This is a genomic window from Ekhidna sp., from assembly GCF_040220215.1.
In the GTDB taxonomy this organism is placed as follows: Bacteria; Bacteroidota; Bacteroidia; order Cytophagales; family Cyclobacteriaceae; genus Ekhidna.
Map to the genome: position 1 here is coordinate 150,825 of NZ_JAVJTR010000016.1, position 20,832 is coordinate 171,656.

Sequence of the window (20,832 nt, forward strand, 5' to 3'; positions counted from 1 at the left end):
TATTCAGCTAATTATCTTTTGGTTTAAGACTCAATTATCAGACGGGAGGTAGAAACGCATCAGGAATTTCATAAAAACATATCCAAAGCGATTTTTCAGAATGTCTTTTGAAACCCAATAATGAAAAACTTGTGCTGCTCGGCTTTTTGTTGCATACCAGTCGTCTCTTTGTTTTCTGGCCTCTTTGCTACTGTAGCCACTACCGCTTGGGTGATGTACCATTAAAAAGTCGTCCACCACAGTCCATCTCTTATATTTCATTCCTAAAAAACCAAGAAATATTTCTACTCCATGTCCAATCCTGTTAATACTCAGGTCGATAGGGCATAGTATGTCTAGGAAACCTTTTGGGATCACGTAGCAAAATCCATCTGTAAAAGTCACTTTGCGGATATCTTTCGTTCCCAGGTCTGCCATATGGTTGTGAGGTGAATAGTGAGCAGACGGGGCATAAACCCCTACTTCAGGGTGTCTCGCATAAACGTTCTTAATTCTTTCGATTAATTGCTCAAAATCATCTACTGTGATATCCGAGTTTATGATGAGTAAATGCGTATGATGATCTTTTAAATGCTCATAGGCTTGATTTATTTGCCCGTTGTAGTATGCTCCCTTTAAGGTGTAATCAAAAAAACCTTTTTCTTCATCGTTTGCAAAGGTGGAATCATTGTCAATCAAGATAGTGTCGACGTATTGCTCAAATGCTTTTTTCAGAGTAATTGCCTCTTTATTGTGCATATGGTTCGTGACAGCCACAAGCAAATTGATTTCATTATTATGACTCATTACAGTACTTTGTTTCTATGCTAAAAATCTTCTAATACCTTCCTCAAGTGTGATTTGAGGCTTCCATCCGGGTGGTGGGGTGAAGTTTTTCCATGGATTCATTACCTCTCTGTCCCGATACGGTCTCGCACCCCATTTAATATTTGTTTTTTCGCCGGCAACTTTTTCTACAAGGCTTACCAAATCTTTTAAGGAGCATCTCTGATTGTTGCTAAGACCAAATTCCAAATAGCTTTCTTTGTAATTTGGCATTTTGTCTAAAACCATTTGAAAAGCATTTACAACATCGTTAATATGTACAATATCAATGATTTGTTCGCCGGGAGATAGCAAAAGCTCTTTCTTCGTCTTCAAATTTTCTTTAAGAAGACTGAGTAGCTTTTTTCTTGGGTCGTTCTCTCCGTATGTATCAAATAGTTTTATGGTAACAGCTTTTATGTAGCCCGCATCACAGTAGTACTTGCATAGATTCCCAAATGCTTGTTTTGTTGCAGCATAGAGGTTAACTACCTCTCTTTCTTCTTTACCAAAGTGCTCAAAGGAGGTACCCGTATTTATGAAATACTTCACGCCTTTTAGCTTCATTGCCTCCAGAAGGTAAGTGCCGATTTTAAGATTACTTTCCAGCAGTATGTCAATCTCCTCTGGCTTGTGATCAAACACATAGTAAGAAGCCAGGTGGATGACAGCATCTGGTTTGAATGAGTCGAATGCATCTAAAATAGAATCAAGGTTGCCATCATAAACATACCCGGTGGCGGCATGATTGGTGGCATTGCTATTAACCTTGCTATTCGGCCGAATGAGTATGCCGACTTCATGTGATCCTAACAAAGTATTCAGAAGATTTGATCCAATGAATCCGGTTGCCCCTGTCATTAAGATTCTCACTAGAATGGACTTTTAAATTGTTGTAAACTTTGAAAACCCTGATCTCTTGGAGATAAGATTGGGTCTATTATTTCATAAGGCATGTCAACCGAAGACCACAGAATTCCACTATCGGCATCCGGATTATAAACTGTTTCCTGGAGGTAGGTAACAATTGTATCATCCTCCAACGAAAGGAAACCGTGTGCGCACCCTTTAGGTATGTATACCGCTTGTTTATTTTCTGCATTGATCTCTAGGGCAATACACTTTCCGTACGTTTCGGAAGTATTTCTTAAATCCAGGACAAAATCTATGATTGATCCTGTAAAGCAATTGACAATCTTGGTGTGATCAGCAGGAGGCATCTGAAAATGAAATCCTCTAAATACATTCTTTTTTGAGGATGAATAATAAATCTCCTTAATGTGAAAATCTAATTCACTTTTCGCGTAAGCATCTGCATTGTAGAATTTCACAAAACCACCTCGATCATCACTATGACTAAAAGGAGTAAGTAGGCAACAGCCAGATATGTCTGTTGGGTTAAACTCCATTATTTAGACTTCAGAAACTCCCTGATGGTAGCTGATATATACTCATAGTGATTTTCGTTTAGCCCCGGCCATACACCTAGCCAAAACGAATCATTCATCACCTTGTCTGTATTTTCAAATGAACCAACGGTTCTTTTTTGTATTTGAGTGTATGCAGGCTGACGCATCAAATTTCCTGCAAACAACAACCGTGTTCCAATTTTATTTGCTTCAAGGTGTTGAACCAATTCATGTCTGTCGATATTAGCTCCATCTCTTATGGTAAGCATAAATCCAAACCAGCTGGGATTTGATCCGGGTGTTGGCTCATGTAGTATGAAATACTCCTCAAACTCTTTCATTTTGCTATAAAGAAGAGCATAGTTTTCTCGTCTTCTTTGGACAAAGTGATCTGCTTTTTCTAGTTGGCTAAGTCCGATGGCTGCCTGCATATCAGTCACTTTCAGGTTGAAACCAATGTGACTGTAAGTGTACTTGTGATCATACCCTAGCGGGAGTTCTCCAAGTTGCCATTGAAATCTTTTGTTGCAAGTGTTGTCCTTTCCAGGGTCGCAATAGCAATCTCGTCCCCAATCTCGAAAGCTTGTTGCGAGCATTTTTAGCTTTATGTTATTGATGAGGACAGCCCCACCTTCACCCATGGTGATATGGTGAGCTGGATAAAAGCTTACGGTTGCGAGATCACCAAATGTGCCTGTTTTTTGATCATTATAAGTAGCTCCAAGCGAATCACAATCATCTTCGATCACCCAAAGGTTATACTTCTGCGCAATATCCATGACCACTTTAAGATCGAAGGGATTTCCCAACGTGTGTGCCATCATAATGGCTTTGGTTTTAGGTGAGATCGCCTGCTCTATTAACTCAACTTTTGCATTGTAAGTAGGTATATCTATGTCAATAAATACAGGAACGGCTCCAAACTGGATCATTGGATTGACTGTGGTTGGGAAGCCAGCAGCTACAGTGATGATCTCATCACCCGGTTTGATTGCCCGATCACCTAATTTGGGAGAGGTCAATGTATAAAAGGCCACCAGGTTTGCAGAGGATCCGCTATTAACCAAAATAGAAGATTTGCTACCAAAATATTTAGCGAATTGGAACTCAAACTTTTTCCCAAATCGCCCTGCAGTAAGCCAACCATCAAGCACAGAATCAACACCTAATAGTAAATCGTTTTCGTCGAGCACTTTTCCAGTTACTGGAATATAGTCCTCTCCTGGGATTATTTTCTGAGTAACTTTTTCTGAAGCAATCGCCCTCAAAGAATTTATCAGGTTTTCATCAACCAAATTCTTTAATTCCATCATTTTATATTTAGATAGTTATCAATGTCGTTTTTTATCAATTCGTTCGCACTAGCACCTTCTTTGAAATTCTTATACCAATTAATGGTCATTTCAATTGCTTGTTTAGATGAGTACCTGGGGTTCCAATTCAATTTTCTTTGTGACTTGCTTATATCAAGCATCAATAATCCGGCTTCATGTGGATCATCGTTTTTCTGTGGTGTTGTGTAATCTCCTTCGCCCCATATGCTAATGGCATGATCCACTAGTTCCCCAACAGTAAGTATATCGTTTGCATTAGGCCCAAAGTTCCATGCTCCACCCACGTGATCATTGTATGAGCGTGCGCCCAGCAAAAGATAAGCACCCAATGGCTCTATGACATGCTGCCAGGGCCTCACTGAATGAGGATTTCTTACTTCAATCGTTTGACCTTCCTTGAGTGCTCTTACTATATCCGGTACGATTCGGTCTGCCGCCCAGTCACCACCACCAATCACATTCCCTGCTCGCGCACTGCTTATTGAAATATTATGTTCCTTAAAATTGGCATTATTAAAGTAAGAATTGCTGAAAGAGTCAATAAGCAACTCACAGCATGCTTTACTAGAACTATATGGATCATAACCACCCAGACGATCATTTTCCCTGTAAGGATATTCCCATTCATTATTGTGATAAACCTTGTCCGTAGTTATGAAAATTGCTGCACATTTCTTCGTGAGCTTCCGCATGCTGTTTAGCAAATTAGCGGTACCAATTACGTTAGTCTCATAGGTTTCAACTGGATGTTGGTATGAGTATCTAACTAATGGCTGTGCTGCAAGATGAAAAATGAAGTCCGGATTAAAATTTAAAATGCTTTTCTCGAATTTTTTTTTATCCCGGATGTCTGCAAACAGTGACGTATGGCGATCAGAAAAATTAAGCTGATTGTAGAGGTCATAATCGTTTTCCGGTGCAAGACTGTACCCGAAAACCTCTGCACCTAACTTCTCTAACCAAATGGATAGCCAGGAGCCCTTAAATCCGGTGTGACCGGTGAGGAATACTTTTTTCCCTCTATAGGTACTTTGAATTAAATTTATTTCGGCCTTTTTCACATGAAATTCTTTACCAGATTTTCCAGGGTGCATTACCGGATTCCCAAAGATTTTCCAACTCCAGCTTATCTCTCATTGTGTCCATGGGCTTCCAAAAGTTCTTGTGCTTGAAGGCTGCCATTTGATTATCCTTCGCAATCGTCTCCATGGGTTTTCTTTCCCAGATACTTGCATCGTCATCAATATAATCCAAAACCTCTGGCTGGCAGACAAAGAAGCCTCCATTGATCCATGATCCATCTCCTTTTGGTTTTTCCATGAAGGACTCTACATTATTTTGATCGTCAAGATTCAGCGCACCAAAGCGACCAGCTGGCTGAACGGCAGTCACTGTCAATAACTTTCCCTGATCCTTATGAAATTGTACCAGATCATTGACCTGAATGTTCCCTACACCATCACCATAGGTCAAAAGAAATGGACTGCCATTGATGTAATCCTTTACACGCTTGATGCGACCACCGGTCATACTTTTATCTCCCGTGTCCACTAAACTCACCTTCCAGGCTTCAGCTTCTGATTTGTGATAAACAACTTCATTATTTGAAAGGTCAAAAGTCACATCTGACTGGTGTAAAAAGTAATTAGCAAAGTATTCTTTAACTATGTATCCTTTATATCCAAGACAAATAATGAATTCATTGAAGCCGAAGCTTGAATATATCTTCATGATGTGCCATAGTATGGGCTTACCACCAATTTCAACCATTGGTTTTGGTTTCAAGTGAGTTTCCTCACTCAGACGAGTTCCAAGGCCACCTGCTAGTATTACTACTTTCATAAAAAAATAATTCGCCGCAAAGTTAAGTGTTTGAACCACTTTATCCGGCTTTAATACTTTCTTTTAGCTGATAACAGTTACATATGTGCTAGTACTATAAGAATCCTAGCTGTAAAAGGAAATTTAAGAATCTGGCTAGGTCAAGCTTTCTTTATCCTTGCCCCATTTCTTTTCGAAAAAACGCAAGGCAATAGAATTATTTCTGTCCCGATTGTCAACACGGTTGTAATTATTGATTTTTGCCAGACTAGATGCTTTGTAAAAATCATTCTGAAAGAAAGGGACATAGCAAAACCTGGATATTGGAAATATGAACTTTTCTACTTTTGCCTGGGCACTAACCCACACATCATCTACAAAACGGACCTTTTGTGGAACTCCGTCATAATTATCAATAGCATCCAGATCAAAAAATTTTGGCCTTAGCAAGTAACCGGAATACCCTTGAATAATATCGGTTCGAAATAAATGGTTAATTCGGGTTCCTGGTAATGGAGTAGGAGGGATTCGTTTGATATTACTCAATAGGGTTGTTGATTTGTCAATAAGATCGTCAGGCACTCTCCATCCACTTGCTGCAAGTATAATATCGGGGTGTTCTTTTCCGGCCTCATCAAAATCCTTCACATAGTTTGGTGGATAAATATTATCGTCATCAACAACCAATATCGGTTGATCAGGTTCTAATTTTTTTAGTGAAGGAATGAACTTAGATGCTGGCCCAAAGTCCTCCTCTATTCGAACAATATTTACGGATTTAAGGGATTTTAGCCATTCCGGAATTACGTATTCTTTTTGATTTCTAAAGGAAACATATGGAATGTTTAAATGGATTCGAGCTGATTGTTTTTTCTGGTAAAGCAGGCTTTTAATAGTTAGTTCAATGCTGTCAATTCGCTCAGGAATGGTAGTTAATGAGATAATTATATCTGATTTAATCTTTGCTTTAACCCAATCTTCATCCAGATCTGCAACAGATTTTTTCTTTAGCGAATAAAAATGAATTACATCCTTTATTAAACTCTTGCCAGAAAGAAAGTTGTATGCACTAATTCCAATGAATGTAAGTGCAAGAATTGTTGCGATAGTTATTAAAATTATTTGCATCAATTCCCAGCTATTTTATTTACTAAAATGTCAATCTGTCTTTGTATCAAAAAATAAATATAAGTCAATGGGCCAATGGGAAGGATCATTTTTTCACTGACTTTTTTTCTTACGCTTATATACTTGGTTGGTCTGGAGCAGCTAATATCCACTTCGTCTTGGGTTAATTCAATCGCACCTTTCTCCTGAAATTGTAATAAAAGAATTGTTAAAATGGATTGATCACTTTTATGATTGTTTCTATTAGCGCCATGAGGATGAATACACTCCTCTATAGCCGCAAAATTCTTCCATTGTTTGACCAATTCCCTGACCTCTGGATGGTGATATGAAAACCCACAGGTATTACCGGCCCTGTTTCTTGATTTACGGAGCGCATCAGATACATTGAGGTATTCAAGGGTTTGATCAAGTGTCCACTCTTCTAGCAATCCGGTACCGCATAAGGGAACATAGGTTCCTTTACTTTCAATGGTTTCCCAAATTGGCTTGAGGTTTTTTAGGATAAGGTTGGCACTATCTAAATAGAATAAATTTCCCTTCTTTTCTTCTAAAACCTCATGAATCAACGTGGGCTTCCATGCATAATTTTGATTCTTAGGGTTGTAGTAGCTTGGGTATTTTGAAAAGTCGAACATCCGAATTTCTAACCAATCGTTTTCCTGAGCTTTATCTTCCAATTCAGCTTTTTGTTGATCATTCAATCCCAGGTCAAAAAATACGATTTTGCTGTTATCATATTCGTGATGTCTCTCATACGAATACATGAGTTGCTTAAAGCATAGGTAAAAATTTTCATCACCTGCGGAAATGATGTAATTATCTTGTTTCGACATTAATCTACCAATGAAGTGTTAATAAAGTAAATAGGAGTAGAATGGCGTAAAATTTCTTAAAATGCTTTTGAGAACTCACTGAGATTCAGTGTTGAATATTTCGCAAAGGTAAATAACCGAATGAAACCATATTAAAATTTCAGCATGTTAGATGTGGAATTCCTACTTTATGGATCGATCTGTACCTAATTGGTTTATTTTGCAATTTCAGTTTAAAAAAAAGTAGCTGAGCTGTAAACCAAAAAGACATAATTTGGGAAAAATAATTATCACTGGAGCCAATGGGTTTTTGGGCAAAAACCTTATAAATCATCTTTCAGATTTCGGAATAAGGTCTGCAGCTCTCCTTGATATTCATTCTACAGAAATTGAGTCAGATCAACATATTAACCTTATTCAACATAAAATTGATTTGGCTAGTGATTCAGGTGCACTTAATGATCTTGTTGAAGAAGGAGATAAAGTGATACACCTCGCATGGAAATCAAACCCTGCCGTAACTGGTGCAGACATAGAAGCTGAAAAGCAATTGAATTGGGAGGCATCCAAGAACGTTATTGATGTTTGCACAAACAAGAATGCCAAAATGATATTTATTTCATCAGGGGGCACAGTCTACGGGGAACCTGAATATTTGCCGATAGATGAGGAGCATCCAACGAATCCCATTTCAGCTTATGGCATAATAAAATTGAAAGTTGAGCAGGCAATCCGGGAAGCCAGTGTGCAAAATGGTCTTCAATTCGTAATTCTAAGACCTTCAAACTTATATGGTCAAGGATTTAGTTTAAAGAAAGGTTTAGGGGTTATTGGGCATTGGGTTGATATGATCAAAAATAATCAACCAATAAAAATGGTTGGCGAAGGCGTATTGACCAGAGACTTTATTCATGTTGATGATTTATGTAAAGGAATTCTTAATTGTATAAACTTGAATAATGAAACCCTGAACCTAGGAACCGGTAAGGGAATTTCTCTGAAAGAACTTAGCGTGATTTTTGAAAAGTTGATTGACCGACCTTTGGATATTATTCACCTGGAAGACCGCAATTTTGATGTTGATACGAATATTCTCTCAGTTAAGAAAGTACAGAAACTAACAGGATGGAAACCTCTTGTTTCAATTGAAGTGGGAATCGATCAATTATTGGGGAATTGAAGATTATTGTGCTCGGTAATCACTTATTTTCCCATCCCTCAGCTTAATTACCCTATCTGCAAGATCGAAGTACCTATCGTCATGTGTAATGACTATCTGGGTTTTACCCATTTTCTGAATAAATGGAAGAATCTGGGTATAGAAAATGTCTTTAAAAAGAGGATCCTGATTAGCCGCCCATTCATCAAAGAGATAGATGTCCTTGTTTTCCAAAATTGAGATTATAAGTGCCAATCTTTTCTTTTGGCCTTCGGATAGATTCTTGGTTGTGAACTTGTGATTTTTAATTTTCACCTTGTTCTCAAGATTGAACATTTTAATTAGATTCTCTCCGTGCTCTGCCAGGTATTCTTTGTCTACGTTCAAGAAGTCCTCAAACAAGTATGAGTCTACAAAAACTGCCGAAAACTTTGATCGATATGTCGATAAGTTATCTTCCGTAATCTCCTGCCCACGATAATATACCTTACCTGAAAGGGGGGAGTAAAGTCCTAATAACAATTTGGCAAGGGTTGTCTTTCCACTTCCATTTCCTCCTACGATGAAAAGCATTTCTCCTTTATTGATTGACAAATCAATAGGCCCCATCGCAAAATGCTGGTCTATGTCAGTATGATAATAGCTGTGTTTCATTTGCTCCAGCTTTATTACTTGCTTGTTGTTTTCAGGTTCATCAAGTGGCTGCATTCCTTCATTGAATTCACTGTCAGGCTTAAGCTCCAATCCTACTTTCGTAATTTGCTCAAGAGCAACATCCAGCCTTTTTAAGCCACTAAAGAATCCTGCTGCCGTCGACAGTGGGGCCAGAGTAAAAAGTACCAGCGTTAAGTAATGGCCGAAAAATTCAAGGGTAACAAATTGGAGTTTGAAAACGGCTATTATTAGCCCAGCAATACCCAATAGTAAGATCATATCAGTTGCCCTGTTCATTATGGCCGCCGCGACGCTTTCTTTTAGGTAAGCTTGATTTTGCTTGTGACTTGAGGGGATGATGAAATCCTTCAGAAATCTTTTCTGCGACTCTTTATTCAGTACCAACTCCTTAATTCCGAAAACCAATCCATGGAAGTAATCAAATATGTCATTAAGATGTGTTCTGGATTGCCCTTCGTATTTGCGTATGTAGGGTAGTAGCACTTTTGTGAATAGAAACACCATTACAAATATCAAGACTGTAGCTCCGGATAGAAGAGGTGAATACCAAACCATATAGGCAAGGATGCCTATTATAGATGCAAGACCGGTTGTTACATTTGGCAGTCTGTCTATCGAATAAGCAATTGTTTTAATATCCTCAGTCAATATTGGAAGCATTTTTTTCTGATTATGCTCCATCGTTTCAAAAGTTGCCTTCAAGAAACTATTAGAAAGTTTTATTCTCAGCTGATGAATGATTTTCTGAGTAAGCTTGGAAACGGCGTATGACGAAATCACAGATAGCGTTCCATACATAATCCAAAAGAAGGCAAACTTTTGTATGAACAGGTTTAGCTGAAACTCTTCACCCTGAATAGACTCATGGATGGTCTTGATGACCATTGTAGAAAAAAGGCCGGTCAATACACTGGTAAAAGCTGCGATTAGAAATAATTTCTTTGAGGATCCTAGTAGGAGACGTATTACTTGCATGAGGCCGCAAATCTAAAGTCTAAATAATTGAGCAGTTGGATTTTTTAATAAAATGATAGCTATTATTGAGCAATGAAGAGATACATTTTTGAAAAACTTATTACTCATGGGCTTCAATTGCCGGTAAGGCTGTTGGTTGTCTTTGAGAACCTATTCAAGTCATTCTCATATCTATCACAGGCTAATCAAGATAAGATAGTTCTTGAGTTGTTAAATGGAAAAGAAGGAGGTTGGTTTGTGGAACTAGGAGGTTCAAATGGAGTAACTAGTAGCAACACTTATGTTCTTGAGAAGAAGTATGGTTGGAATGGCATTTGTATTGAGGCTAATAAGAGATTCTACAAGCATTTGATTAAAAACAGGAATTGTAAGACAGTTAGGGCAGTAGTTTCAGACAATAAGGAAGAAGTGTTTTTTAACAACGATGGAGCTACCGGACACATTGATACTAAAGGTGAAAAGATGGTATCTGCACCCTTGGCTCAGATTCTGAAAGAAAATGATGCGCCTAAAGTGATAGACTATCTTTCTCTAGATGTGGAGGGTCATGAAGAGAAGGTATTGCATGATTTTCCGTTTGATAAATTTAGATTTAGGGTCATGAGCATTGAAAGGCCATCGAATAGGTTGCACAAGAAGCTAATTGAAGTCGGTTATGACCTTCATTCAGTGCTTAAACCGGGAGGGAATTGGCTTGATAATATTTATGTTGATTCTCAACTAATAAATAGCTAGCATTTCTAGAGCTCAAAACCTGACTTATCAGGATAATTTCGAGTTAGAAAATCCTGAATCAATTTCACCACTTTTGGGTTGGGGTTATCTCTCTGATCGTCATTCAAGCAGTAGAATTTTGGAGCCTTTTGTTCCAGCGCGCTAATGGCTTTTTCTTGTTTCTTTAAATTATTTGTGATTTTATGAAACGTATGAATTTTCATTAATTCGGTTACCTTAATTGGACGGGCGAGCTCCCGATAATTGCTAAGAACCCACTGCTTATACACTTTCTGCATCGTCACATTGTCATTGCGTCTAAACTTAGCCTCTCGTGTAGCATGAAAGAGCTTTTTATAATGTACTTGTAATTCATCTATATACGATTTCTTAAAGAAGACCGGGTTGTGCTCCACTAACCCAAGACTTACAATATCCAGTTTACGCTCATAAATTCTGAATTTTAGATTTTCACCGAACAAGGTTCCGAACACAGTTATTTTACCTTCATTATCTATGAAGTCAGAAATGTGAACGTCTGAGCCAAACAGAAAGTCGTCACAGCAATAGAGGAAGTATTCTGACAGATTGGGGATTTTATGAACATAACTTTCAATGGTGTTATAGTTGAATGTAGGTAGATACTCTTCATCAATAATTTGATCATGATGGATCACTTTCACCTTGTGGTGATTTGGCTGTAGCCAATCCGGAATCTGGGGTCTGGCTGTAACAATGTAAATAGTACGTATCCAGGGCAGATATTTTTCTACTGACCGGAGGCTGTATTTTAGCATGTCGTACGTATCCCTAACCCGTTCAGGGTTTATGTCCTTTGGCGTCTCAGCGTACTCATTATAAATCTTGAGATATTCAGGGTCATTGCCATCAACCCAGGTGTAAACCAGATCAATTGGTAGGTCTTTGTTTGAATCCTTCAACTACGAATCAGTTTTTATATGTTTTTTTGCAAAATGCTACGTATCAGCCAGTATATCCAGCGAGTTGCAAATTTAGTTTTATTCGCAATGCCCGGTCAATATCGAAAGCGAAAGCTTCAAATACTGGAGCAAATGTTTCGCCAATCCGTCTCTTCTCTCAAAGAGACCAACGAACCTTTTTGGTTGGATTTCGGGACCTTGCTTGGTCAATATCGTTCCAATAGTATTATTCCTCACGATATTGACATAGATGTAGCGATGATGAAGAGTTCCTATCCGAAAGTAGCGAATCTTAAAGGCAAGATGCCAAAAGGGTTAAAGTTTTATGATACTTCTAAGAACCATGCCGGCCCTAAGGTTTACTTTTCCTACAAAGGGTATGATTTTGACATTTTCTTTTACGATGATGAGGGAGAAACCTTACGTCAGTTTGTAGATGCGAAGTACCCCAACGAGCGTCAGCACATCCCCAAAAAACTCGTTTTCCCATTAAAGGACGTACAGTTTCTTGGCGAACAGGTCTCCGTTCCACATGACTCCAAAGGCTACCTGGAACTTATGTATGGTTACCTAGGTACAGGAGGTAGCAGGGATGAAACTACGGGGCTTTGGCACCCACCAAAAAATTAATTCACACGAGTTCCAAATTCATGGAAAAGACGATTGTCAAAAATGGCGATCTCTTCTTTTGTCAGGTGGGGATTCCATGCATCCACAATCAGAACGACACGGTCTTTCTCTCCTTCATGAAGCACTTCATGTTCGAATGAATCATCGAACCCAAAGGCTTTGCTGGTTTCCCAGTGTTGCCATGTCTGACCAACTCTGATTTTGACCTTATCCGGTTCAGGTACATCCAAACCTAAATGATATCTAAAGCGCAAATTACTTGATCCACAATGAGGTAATATCTTCACACCAGCTGAGAGCTTGGATATCAAAACAAAACCAAAATTCTTAGAGATAGGAAGTTGATCCACTAGCTCATATGTCTTTTTAAAATATTCCTGATATCGTTCATCCTTCTGTCCACCCACCCCATAGAGGAAAATACCAGACCAGGTACCATCTTTTGCTAAACTATTATTATCCGGGTGTGTAACAATTTTGTCAATGTTGTTTTTGTATTCATTAATAATATCTCCTGCATTTTCTTCCAACAATTTACATATATCATTATTCTGAATAATTGGTGGATTTTTAAGTTTTGTGTAGTTCCAAACGGTTGCACCAGAAGCAGAAAGACCGTCACTGATAGGATTCCCAAAATACAATCTGGAAACATTGTAATTACCTGCTATTTCATCTTTCTTTTTAGAGGTGATTGAAAACCTAATGAATTTTTTAATGCCCTTCCAACCGAGCACGTCTTTAAGTTTTTGATCGTACCAGTAAAGTAAAGATTCAATACTAGTTCCCTCAGTTAAAGACTTTATCTGCTTAGAAAGTTTGAGGTGATTGATGTAAGATTTCATTTGTGAATATCAGTACAGTTTTAGTCCAGTTTTGGTAATATTTTTTCCTTAGCTCGCTCCAAATGTTCCTGATTATCTATTTCACACCAGGTCAGATTCTCCATCTTCAATACACTTACAGGATGTTTCTGAGATAGATGAGCAATCGCAATCTCGTAATCCTTATTTCTCGCATCCTCAGCTTTTCCGTGATGTTTCTTCAGCTTGTCAAGGAGTTCAGTAGATAATTTCCAGATACCTACCAGCTCAGCATCCACAGACTCTAATTCTTCTTTTTTCTTCGAGAGGCTTTTCAATTTATCATCAACCACTTCTACATAAACCTCATCATTTGATTTTGTAAACCCACTACATAAGATCACATCTTTCTCTTCAGCATTAATCAGTCCCTTGATTGCGTCTGAATGATAGAGAAGGTCAGATTCTAGTAATAAAAAGTCGCCTTTGATTAAATCCGAGCCATAAATCAACGTATGGAAACTCCCGGTAGTAGCATAATCAGGGCTTAGAAAAGTGGTCAAGCCATTTTCTTCAGCAAACTTTTCATAATGCTCATGCAAATGGCCCGTTCCAATGATCACATTCTTGATACCACTTTCCTTTAATAGTCGGACTGATCGTTCAATTAACTTTTCCTCTCCCACTTGCATGAAACCTTTAGGGATGTCAAAGGTGTATGGCTGAAGACGGGTTCCACGTCCGGCGGCTAATATTACAGCAGTTTCAATCGTTTGCGTCATCTCTTATAAAATAAGGAGGAGATTCCCTCGGTTTCCAATTACTTTTGCGCGAAGATAGAATATTCTAAATCGCAATAGGAGGGCATAAATTCATAAATAAAAATATTCTGTTTAGGGGTAAATGAATTTATAAACACCTATTACAAAATTTTCAGACTTAGATGAAGAAAGTATATGTAGGAATGGGTACCGATCTCATTCACCATGGTCATGTTAATATTATAGAAGTAGCTCGTGAATTGGGAGAAGTAACCGTTGGGTTGCTATCCGATAAAGCAGTCAGCAAATACAGCAGAACACCATTTCTGTCCTTTGACGAACGAAAAAAGATTCTCGAAAATCTGAAAGGAGTGAAGGATGTCATCCCTCAAACCGAATTGGATTATGAGGAAAACCTTCGAGCTCTCAAGCCTGACTATGTGGTACATGGTAGCGATTGGAAGACTGGTCCTCAAAAACACATCAGAGATAAAGTTTTGAAGTTGCTTCAGGAGTGGGGAGGTGAGCTGGTGGAACCTGAATATACTTCCGGCATTTCATCAACCGGTTTACGTGCTGCAATGAAAGAAGTGGGAACCACTCCAGACATTCGAAGAAGAATGCTGAGAAGGCTTCTGGATTCAAAAGACATTGTTCGTGTAATGGAGGCTCACAATGGTATATCTGCACTAATTGTTGAGCAAACCAGCATCACAGATGAAAACGAAGTAAGAGAGTTTGATGCTATGTGGGTAAGTTCGTTAACGGATTCTACTGCAAAGGGTAAACCTGATACTGAGTACGTTGATAGAACCTCTCGTTTCAATACCATTAATGATATCCTTGACGTTACCACTAAACCGATTATCCTTGATGGAGATACAGGAGGGGTGACTGAACACTTTGCCATGTTGGTGAAAAACCTGGAAAGACTTGGTGTATCCGCCGTTATCATTGAAGATAAGGTTGGATTAAAAAGAAATTCGCTATTTGGCACTGAAGTAAAGCAGCAGCTGGATACAATAGAAGGTTTCTGTGAAAAAATCAATACAGGGAAAAAGGCCCAGGTTACCGAGGAGTTCATGATCATTGCTCGTTTAGAGAGCTTGATTGCGGAGCATGGAATGGAGGATGCATTGACTCGTGCAAAAGCATATATTGAAGCTGGCGCTGACGCGATCATGATCCATAGCAGACACAAGGACGGTAGTGAGATCATGGAGTTTATGAAACGCTATCAAGAATTTGACTTCAAAGTACCTGTTGTTTCTGTGCCTTCATCTTACAATCAGTTTACAGAGGAAGAGCTTCATGAAGCTGGATTTAGCATAGTGATCTATGCCAATCATCTTTTAAGAGCTGCGTTCCCGGCCATGAAAAAGACAGCAGAGTCAATTTTGACAAACAAAAGATCCAAAGAAGCAGATGAATTCTGTATGTCGATCAAAGAAATCTTAACTATTCTTCCAAACTAACAATGTTAGATCCTCAGCATTTTTTAAAGTCACTTCGAAATAAGGGCGTTGAATTTACGACAGGAGTACCCGATTCTTTGTTGAAAGATTTTTGCTCAGTGATCACAGATGAAGGCACTGACATTATTGCAGCGAATGAAGGTGGTGCGATAGCGCTTGCTATGGGCCATCATTTGGCAACAGGAAAAATTCCGTTGGTATACATGCAGAATTCCGGCTTTGGAAACTGCGTGAACCCACTGATGTCGTTGGCCGATCCGGATGTGTACTCTATTCCTATGCTGTTAATGATCGGATGGAGAGGTGAACCGGGAGTGAAAGATGAACCTCAACATGTAAAGCAGGGGAGGATTTCTGAAGAATTGCTTCAAACAATGGGAATCGATTATACGATACTTTCAGATGACGAAAAAGAAGCTGAGAATCAATTGGAGGAGGCTTTCAAAATGATGAAGTCTAAAAATGCTCCATTTGCTTTATTGGTAAAAAAGGGAGTTTTTGATAAGTATAAGCTTCAAACCAAGGTAGATAATCCATATACCATCAATCGTGAAGAGGTGATCGAATGGATGCTTCAGAAAATGGAAGATGAAGCAGTTGTAGTTTCGACTACTGGCAAGTCTTCACGAGAGGTATTTGAGATCCGCGCTAAACATAACATGGGTCACGGAAAAGATTTTCTAACTGTAGGAGGGATGGGACATGCTTCACAAATAGCACTAGGAATTGCCTTGAGCAAAAAGGACAGACCGGTTTATTGTCTGGATGGGGATGGTGCTACGATTATGCACATGGGAGCAGGAGCTATTATAGGAAACCAATCTGCTAAAAATTATAAGCATATCCTCATTAACAATGGCTGCCATGAATCTGTAGGCGGCCAGGCAACAGTGGGGTTTGCGATTGATTTTCAAAAGATCGCAGAAGCATCCGGCTACAAACAAACATGGTTGGTAACTGAAATGGATAATATGGCTGGTATTTGGGATCAGTTTCAAAAGGCCGAAGGACCGGTTATGCTGGAAGTGAGAACCACAGAATCTTCCCGAGCTGACCTGGGCAGACCAACAACCACTCCTGTTGAAAATAAGAAGGCATTCATGAAGAATTTAGGCCATTAAATGGTCTGTTAAATTTTCTACAGTATTCAGATTATATCAAACGACTATTTTTTGACTTAAAGAAACTTTCATGCTACACAAAAAAGAACTTGAGCGAAAGATATTATTAAACCCCGGCCCTGCCACTACATCTCAACGAGTAAAAGAGGCGCAGCTAGTCCCAGATATTTGCCCTAGGGAAAATGAGTTCGGGCAGGTGATGCACGACATCTGTGATGGGATTTTGAAAGTTGGAAATGGAATGGATACCCATCGGGTTTCTCTTTTCGGTGCTAGCGGCACAGGGGCAATGGAGGCATGTCTGGTGTCTGCTCTTGCAAAGGATGATCATGTGCTGATAATCACCAACGGAGCTTATGGTATTCGTATGAAAGCAATCTGCGATGGGTATGGACTAAAGAATTCCTCGCTTTTTGAATTTGGAGACTACCCGGAACCTGCGAAGATTAAAGAAGAGCTCTCCAGTGGAAAGTATACACATCTCGCGATGGTTCATCACGAAACCTCTACTGGCATGATGGATCCGTTGGAGGAGGTTGCCAGGATATGTCAGGAGGCAGGCGTGAAATACATTGTAGACGCGATGAGTTCTTTTGGAGCTTACCCGATTGATTTAGCTGGTCTTCACATTGATTACTTGTTTTCCAGCTCTAACAAATGCATCCATGGAATGGCAGGTCTTTCATTTGTTATATTCCACAAGGATAGAACCGATGATTTGAAAGCAAATGGAACGGGTTTCTATTTTGATGTTTATAAGCAATGGGATAATCTTCAGAAGAAAGATCAGCTTCGATTTACGCCCCCCGTGCAAACAAGCTATGCGTTTCTTGAAGCCATCAAGGAGCACGAAGAAGAAGGGCTGGAGAATCGCTGGAAAAGATATCAGGCTAACTGGCAGAAACTCTATGATGGGTTTACTGAACTTGGCTTTACTCCTTTCCTACCTTTAGAGCAGGAATCCAAAATATTACTTGCTTTAAACCTTGATAAACCTGGTCTGGACTTTAATCACTTCCATGATTATCTATATGATAATGGAATTACCATATATCCGGGAGTTATTCCTGAAAGTAAAACTTTCAGAGTAGCTGTAATCGGAGAACTATATGAGGAAGATATGGACTATGTGATGGAGAAAGTGAGGGCTTATTTTAAATAAAACTTAGTGTGTCATGCCGTGCTTGACACGGCATCTGCTTTATTAGAAGATTGCGGATCAAGTCCGCAATGACAAGGATGACGACTACTTCAAATAAACCTCATTCACTTCTTTCGAGACCTCAGCCCAGTCGTATTTCTTCACTTCTTCCAGCCCATGCTTCGCTAACTCAGTTCTTTTGGCAGAGGGAATAAGCTTTTCTATACAGGCAATGAATTGATCCAATTCACCTGGCTCTGCAAATCCTTCCATCATTTCTGAAGTAATTACATTTTTGTATCCTGAATTGGCATACCCGGCTATTGGTGTGCCTACGGCCATGGACTCCAGCAGTACAATACCAAAACTTTCACCATACAAGGCTGGAGCGAGATAAACATCGGACTCCTTAAGAAGTTTGTATTTCATTGCCTCATCTACAAACCCCAGCAATTCAATATCTTCCAGGTTGTGTATTGAAATATATCCCTCGACCTCAGCTCTCCCATCTCCATCTCCGGCTATTACCAGTTTCATTTTTGGGTAGCGCTGCTTCAGTTGATGAAAAGCTCTCAAAGCATGCATTACGCCTTTCCTTGGTTCTAGCCTACCCATAAAGAACATTTGAAACAACTCATCATTGCGGCTGCTCTTTTTAGGTGCAATAGATTCTATTTCCTCCAAATCAATTCCATTGGGGATGATGTGGATTTTTCTTTTAGAAAAACGAGAAATGTATCCGGATTGGCTTTTAGAAACAGAAATGATTTGATCTAAAAATGTAAAAATTCCTCGCGCTACGGTCGGCATGATCCAGTCACCTACGAATTGGCTTTTCGGGGTATCATGAAAGGTGGCTATCTGTTTAGACTTGGAGTGTTTCAATACCTGGAAGGGAAGCAGCGGGTTCCATATGGTGTGATAGTGAATGATGTCAAAAGCTTCTTTCTTCAAAAATGATTTAAGCTGTTGTTTCTCCTCTTTTAGGGCGATATTCACATCGATTTTTGTTCCTCCAATATTAACAGACCTGTTCCGTCCGAAAAAATGAACATTTTTTTCATTAACCATATTGGTATTAATATTGGGAGCAATGATCTTAACTTGATGTCCTATTATTGTAAGATGTTTGGACAAACTCACAATATGGGACTTAACACCTCCGGGGCGTGAAAAATCATATGGACAAACCAGGGCAACTTTCATTCAAATCGGTCTTTCAAGGTTGGGCTAGGCTGCTGTTTATGTTTTCGATTTTATCGATTGCATTCCTATCTGAAGCTCAAAATAAATCATATCCATTCAAACCAGGTGAGAAACTTACCTACAACATGAAGTTTGGTTGGTTCAATATAGGGGAAGCCGTGGTGTGGTTAGACCCGGAATTTCACTATCCGGACAAGAGTAAAAAGCCACATTATAAGGTTCAGTTTACCGTTACCACCGCCAGCTGGTTTAAGGTGTTCTCAAAATTAAGTGTTTGCATGGAATCTTTGATTGAGGCTCGTCAATTGCAACCGCTGAGGTCTGACAGGGATATGGAAGGTAAAGGCTCAATTGATATTAGGCACGATTACTTCTCATATTCAGATTCTGTTTCGGTGAAGGCATATATAGAAGATTTAGATGAATGGAGGCACCATAAATTTCCCAATGGGGATGTTCCTATCAGGGATGCTTTGAGTACTTATATGTGGCTTAGAAGCAGGGATAAGGCTCAGTTTGCCAATTCAGTGGAGGTGCGGACTTTTTTTTCAAATGATTTGTATGAGTTCAAGATGTTGCCGGGGGTTAGCACCACACACCGATATGATAATAGAAAAGTTCGTGCACTAGAGTTCGGATTAGATTTTCCGGAAGGCGAATACTTTGATGACGGAAAAACAGGGAGGGTTATTATGAGTGATGATCGAAATCGGTTTCCGTTAAGGCTTGAAATTGACATGACTGTTGGATCCTTTGTATTTGATCTGGCAAAGGTCGAGTATATGGATTGAGAGATAGTTACTTTTGTCCTACAAAAACTTCTCATTGGCAAAATCAAACATTTTACTGGGATCTAATGCTTTCATGGAAAGGTTAGAAGAGGTTGCTGGCAGAGCTAAAAATATTCTACTGGCACAAGCAATGACCTTTGAAGGAGATGATGCTGGTCGGTGGCTAATAAACATTATGAAGGCAAGTCCTGCCAAGGATAAGCGGTTACTCATCGATAGTTACTCGAAAGTTGTCATCAATGATCATTTTGTAAAATCCCTGAAGTATTTAAAGGAATCTTCTTTTCGACAGGAAGTAAAAAGTACACATTACCTAATTGAGGAGGCAAAAGCAGCCGGGATACAGGTGAAATTTGTAAATCCGATCGGCTTTTTTGGTCAAAAATATCCTCTTAGAAATCACAAAAAAATGGTTGTTGCAGACAGTTCTTCATTTTTAGGAGGAATTAATTTCAGCGATCACAACTTCGCCTGGCATGATATGATGGTGGAAATTGTTGATGAAAAGCTGGGGAAGGCTTTAAAAGAAGATTTTGACCAGACATGGAATGGCACAAATCAATCTCGAACCATAATGACAGATGAAGGACAACTATATCTGTTTAATGGCGCGAAGAGCAAGGTACTTTATGATGATTTTTTTGACCATGTGAGTCATGCGGAAAGATCTATTCAGGTTATTTCCCCATACATTTCTGAGCCATTATTGGGGGTATTGCGGTCTGCTGCTGCCAAGGGTGTAGAGATTGAGATTATATCCCCACAGGAGAATAATAAGTCAATCTTCAAGAACATCATTCTGGCAGAGCAGAAAAAAGGATATTTTAAATTGAAAGAGTACCCAGGCATGTCGCACATGAAGGCGGTCTTAATAGATGATGAAAAGTTGATATTCGGAAGCAGTAATTATGATTTGGTTAGTTATTACTTTGAGCAGGAAGTCGTCTTTGTATCTGAAGATTCAACTTTAATTAATGAGTTCAAATCCAAAGTTTTGAGCGAAGTAAAGGAAATAAATACAGCAAGCGGTTTTTCATCGTTTAAGACAAAGAAGGCCACTTTACTGATGAACATGCTGGATAAAGTAGGGGGAGTAATGTCTAGAACTATTTTACGTCCCCATTAGTTA

The 20,832-nt window shown here is 39.1% G+C and carries 21 protein-coding genes; 8 read left to right on the forward strand and 13 right to left on the reverse strand.

Features of this window, described 5'->3' with window-relative positions; translation table 11 throughout:
- Nucleotides 1–30 precede the first annotated feature (30 nt).
- From RIC88_RS09330 to RIC88_RS09365, 8 genes are all read right to left on the reverse strand, one after another.
- The gene (locus RIC88_RS09330; protein WP_350217271.1) at nt 31–786 is read right to left on the reverse strand and encodes a hypothetical protein; all 756 of its coding nucleotides are present in this window, start codon (nt 784–786) and stop codon (nt 31–33) included.
- 15 nt (nt 787–801) lie between these two features.
- Nucleotides 802–1,677, reverse strand: a complete 876-nt coding sequence (locus tag RIC88_RS09335) for an NAD-dependent epimerase/dehydratase family protein (RefSeq protein ID WP_350217272.1) — start codon at nt 1,675–1,677, stop codon at nt 802–804.
- Entirely contained in the window at nt 1,677–2,213 is a 537-nt protein-coding gene (locus RIC88_RS09340) for a dTDP-4-dehydrorhamnose 3,5-epimerase family protein (RefSeq protein WP_350217273.1), read from the reverse strand. The genes RIC88_RS09335 and RIC88_RS09340 overlap by 1 nt, the downstream gene beginning before the upstream one ends.
- Nucleotides 2,213–3,523, reverse strand: a complete 1,311-nt coding sequence (rfbH, locus tag RIC88_RS09345) for a lipopolysaccharide biosynthesis protein RfbH (RefSeq protein WP_350217274.1) — start codon at nt 3,521–3,523, stop codon at nt 2,213–2,215. The genes RIC88_RS09340 and rfbH overlap by 1 nt, the downstream gene beginning before the upstream one ends.
- Nucleotides 3,523–4,608 carry a CDP-glucose 4,6-dehydratase gene (rfbG, locus tag RIC88_RS09350; protein WP_350217275.1) on the reverse strand — a complete coding sequence of 362 codons (1,086 nt, stop codon included), beginning with the start codon at nt 4,606–4,608 and terminating at the stop codon, nt 3,523–3,525. The genes rfbH and rfbG overlap by 1 nt, the downstream gene beginning before the upstream one ends.
- A gap of 10 nt (nt 4,609–4,618) precedes the next feature.
- Complete coding sequence (gene rfbF / locus RIC88_RS09355) at nt 4,619–5,389, reverse strand: glucose-1-phosphate cytidylyltransferase (protein ID WP_350217276.1); 771 nt, start codon at nt 5,387–5,389, stop codon at nt 4,619–4,621.
- 135 nt (nt 5,390–5,524) lie between these two features.
- Nucleotides 5,525–6,496, reverse strand: coding sequence for a hypothetical protein (locus tag RIC88_RS09360; RefSeq protein ID WP_350217277.1), 972 nt, complete (start codon nt 6,494–6,496; stop codon nt 5,525–5,527).
- Nucleotides 6,496–7,332, reverse strand: coding sequence for a DUF1647 domain-containing protein (locus RIC88_RS09365; RefSeq protein ID WP_350217278.1), 837 nt, complete (start codon nt 7,330–7,332; stop codon nt 6,496–6,498). The genes RIC88_RS09360 and RIC88_RS09365 overlap by 1 nt, the downstream gene beginning before the upstream one ends.
- A gap of 253 nt (nt 7,333–7,585) precedes the next feature.
- Between RIC88_RS09365 and RIC88_RS09370 the strand changes: the two genes are divergently transcribed.
- Complete coding sequence (locus tag RIC88_RS09370; RefSeq protein ID WP_350217279.1) at nt 7,586–8,491, forward strand: NAD-dependent epimerase/dehydratase family protein; 906 nt, start codon at nt 7,586–7,588, stop codon at nt 8,489–8,491.
- Nucleotides 8,492–8,494: 3 nt separating this feature from the next.
- Here the strand turns inward: RIC88_RS09370 and RIC88_RS09375 are convergent, their stop codons facing one another.
- Nucleotides 8,495–10,120, reverse strand: a complete 1,626-nt coding sequence (locus RIC88_RS09375) for a cyclic peptide export ABC transporter (RefSeq protein WP_350217280.1) — start codon at nt 10,118–10,120, stop codon at nt 8,495–8,497.
- 72 nt (nt 10,121–10,192) lie between these two features.
- Here RIC88_RS09375 and RIC88_RS09380 point away from each other — a divergent pair, with 72 nt between their 5' ends.
- Nucleotides 10,193–10,855 carry an FkbM family methyltransferase gene (locus RIC88_RS09380; RefSeq protein ID WP_350217281.1) on the forward strand — a complete coding sequence of 221 codons (663 nt, stop codon included), beginning with the start codon at nt 10,193–10,195 and terminating at the stop codon, nt 10,853–10,855.
- A gap of 5 nt (nt 10,856–10,860) precedes the next feature.
- Here RIC88_RS09380 and RIC88_RS09385 read toward each other — a convergent pair whose 3' ends face one another.
- Complete coding sequence (locus RIC88_RS09385; protein WP_350217282.1) at nt 10,861–11,775, reverse strand: stealth family protein; 915 nt, start codon at nt 11,773–11,775, stop codon at nt 10,861–10,863.
- Nucleotides 11,776–11,808: 33 nt separating this feature from the next.
- On the opposite strand from RIC88_RS09385, the gene RIC88_RS09390 reads away from it, so the two are divergent.
- The gene (locus RIC88_RS09390; RefSeq protein ID WP_350217283.1) at nt 11,809–12,405 is read left to right on the forward strand and encodes a LicD family protein; all 597 of its coding nucleotides are present in this window, start codon (nt 11,809–11,811) and stop codon (nt 12,403–12,405) included.
- Here RIC88_RS09390 and RIC88_RS09395 read toward each other — a convergent pair.
- Together RIC88_RS09395 and RIC88_RS09400 are read right to left on the reverse strand one after the other, a co-directional pair.
- The gene (locus RIC88_RS09395; protein ID WP_350217284.1) at nt 12,402–13,250 is read right to left on the reverse strand and encodes an aspartyl/asparaginyl beta-hydroxylase domain-containing protein; all 849 of its coding nucleotides are present in this window, start codon (nt 13,248–13,250) and stop codon (nt 12,402–12,404) included. The two genes, RIC88_RS09390 and RIC88_RS09395, sit on opposite strands and share 4 nt — an antisense overlap.
- A 20-nt stretch (nt 13,251–13,270) precedes the next feature.
- Nucleotides 13,271–13,990, reverse strand: coding sequence for a phosphocholine cytidylyltransferase family protein (locus RIC88_RS09400; protein WP_350217285.1), 720 nt, complete (start codon nt 13,988–13,990; stop codon nt 13,271–13,273).
- A gap of 161 nt (nt 13,991–14,151) precedes the next feature.
- Between RIC88_RS09400 and aepX the strand changes: the two genes are divergently transcribed.
- The 3 genes from aepX to RIC88_RS09415 all read left to right on the forward strand — a co-directional run bounded on the left by aepX (nt 14,152) and on the right by RIC88_RS09415 (nt 17,727).
- The gene (gene aepX / locus RIC88_RS09405) at nt 14,152–15,444 is read left to right on the forward strand and encodes a phosphoenolpyruvate mutase (protein ID WP_350217286.1); all 1,293 of its coding nucleotides are present in this window, start codon (nt 14,152–14,154) and stop codon (nt 15,442–15,444) included.
- Nucleotides 15,445–15,446: 2 nt separating this feature from the next.
- Entirely contained in the window at nt 15,447–16,565 is a 1,119-nt protein-coding gene (gene aepY, locus RIC88_RS09410) for a phosphonopyruvate decarboxylase (protein ID WP_350217287.1), read from the forward strand.
- A gap of 70 nt (nt 16,566–16,635) precedes the next feature.
- Nucleotides 16,636–17,727: a 2-aminoethylphosphonate--pyruvate transaminase gene (locus RIC88_RS09415; RefSeq protein ID WP_350217288.1), complete on the forward strand. Its 1,092-nt coding sequence runs from the start codon at nt 16,636–16,638 to the stop codon at nt 17,725–17,727.
- An 84-nt stretch (nt 17,728–17,811) separates the two neighbouring features.
- Here RIC88_RS09415 and RIC88_RS09420 read toward each other — a convergent pair whose 3' ends face one another.
- Nucleotides 17,812–18,912, reverse strand: coding sequence for a glycosyltransferase family 4 protein (locus tag RIC88_RS09420; protein WP_350217289.1), 1,101 nt, complete (start codon nt 18,910–18,912; stop codon nt 17,812–17,814).
- A gap of 38 nt (nt 18,913–18,950) precedes the next feature.
- On the opposite strand from RIC88_RS09420, the gene RIC88_RS09425 reads away from it, so the two are divergent.
- Both RIC88_RS09425 and RIC88_RS09430 read left to right on the forward strand, forming a co-directional pair.
- Nucleotides 18,951–19,703: a DUF3108 domain-containing protein gene (locus RIC88_RS09425; RefSeq protein ID WP_350217290.1), complete on the forward strand. Its 753-nt coding sequence runs from the start codon at nt 18,951–18,953 to the stop codon at nt 19,701–19,703.
- A 34-nt stretch (nt 19,704–19,737) separates the two neighbouring features.
- The gene (locus RIC88_RS09430) at nt 19,738–20,829 is read left to right on the forward strand and encodes a phospholipase D-like domain-containing protein (RefSeq protein WP_350217291.1); all 1,092 of its coding nucleotides are present in this window, start codon (nt 19,738–19,740) and stop codon (nt 20,827–20,829) included.
- Nucleotides 20,830–20,832 lie beyond the last annotated feature (3 nt).

Bases quoted from the DNA above. Each gene is read 5' to 3' on its own strand.
- RIC88_RS09415 (WP_350217288.1), top strand. From the start codon at position 16,636: ATGCTACACAAAAAAGAACTTGAGCGAAAGATATTATTAAACCCCGGC.
- RIC88_RS09330 (WP_350217271.1), bottom strand. From the start codon at position 786: ATGAGTCATAATAATGAAATCAATTTGCTTGTGGCTGTCACGAACCAT.
- RIC88_RS09420 (WP_350217289.1), bottom strand. From the start codon at position 18,912: ATGAAAGTTGCCCTGGTTTGTCCATATGATTTTTCACGCCCCGGAGGT.
- RIC88_RS09375 (WP_350217280.1), bottom strand. From the start codon at position 10,120: ATGCAAGTAATACGTCTCCTACTAGGATCCTCAAAGAAATTATTTCTA.
- rfbH (WP_350217274.1), bottom strand. From the start codon at position 3,523: ATGGAATTAAAGAATTTGGTTGATGAAAACCTGATAAATTCTTTGAGG.
- RIC88_RS09340 (WP_350217273.1), bottom strand. From the start codon at position 2,213: ATGGAGTTTAACCCAACAGACATATCTGGCTGTTGCCTACTTACTCCT.
- RIC88_RS09400 (WP_350217285.1), bottom strand. From the start codon at position 13,990: ATGACGCAAACGATTGAAACTGCTGTAATATTAGCCGCCGGACGTGGA.
- RIC88_RS09395 (WP_350217284.1), bottom strand. From the start codon at position 13,250: ATGAAATCTTACATCAATCACCTCAAACTTTCTAAGCAGATAAAGTCT.
- rfbF (WP_350217276.1), bottom strand. From the start codon at position 5,389: ATGAAAGTAGTAATACTAGCAGGTGGCCTTGGAACTCGTCTGAGTGAG.
- RIC88_RS09425 (WP_350217290.1), top strand. From the start codon at position 18,951: ATGTTTTCGATTTTATCGATTGCATTCCTATCTGAAGCTCAAAATAAA.
- RIC88_RS09380 (WP_350217281.1), top strand. From the start codon at position 10,193: ATGAAGAGATACATTTTTGAAAAACTTATTACTCATGGGCTTCAATTG.
- aepX (WP_350217286.1), top strand. From the start codon at position 14,152: ATGAAGAAAGTATATGTAGGAATGGGTACCGATCTCATTCACCATGGT.
- RIC88_RS09390 (WP_350217283.1), top strand. From the start codon at position 11,809: ATGCTACGTATCAGCCAGTATATCCAGCGAGTTGCAAATTTAGTTTTA.
- RIC88_RS09360 (WP_350217277.1), bottom strand. From the start codon at position 6,496: ATGCAAATAATTTTAATAACTATCGCAACAATTCTTGCACTTACATTC.
- aepY (WP_350217287.1), top strand. From the start codon at position 15,447: ATGTTAGATCCTCAGCATTTTTTAAAGTCACTTCGAAATAAGGGCGTT.
- RIC88_RS09365 (WP_350217278.1), bottom strand. From the start codon at position 7,332: ATGTCGAAACAAGATAATTACATCATTTCCGCAGGTGATGAAAATTTT.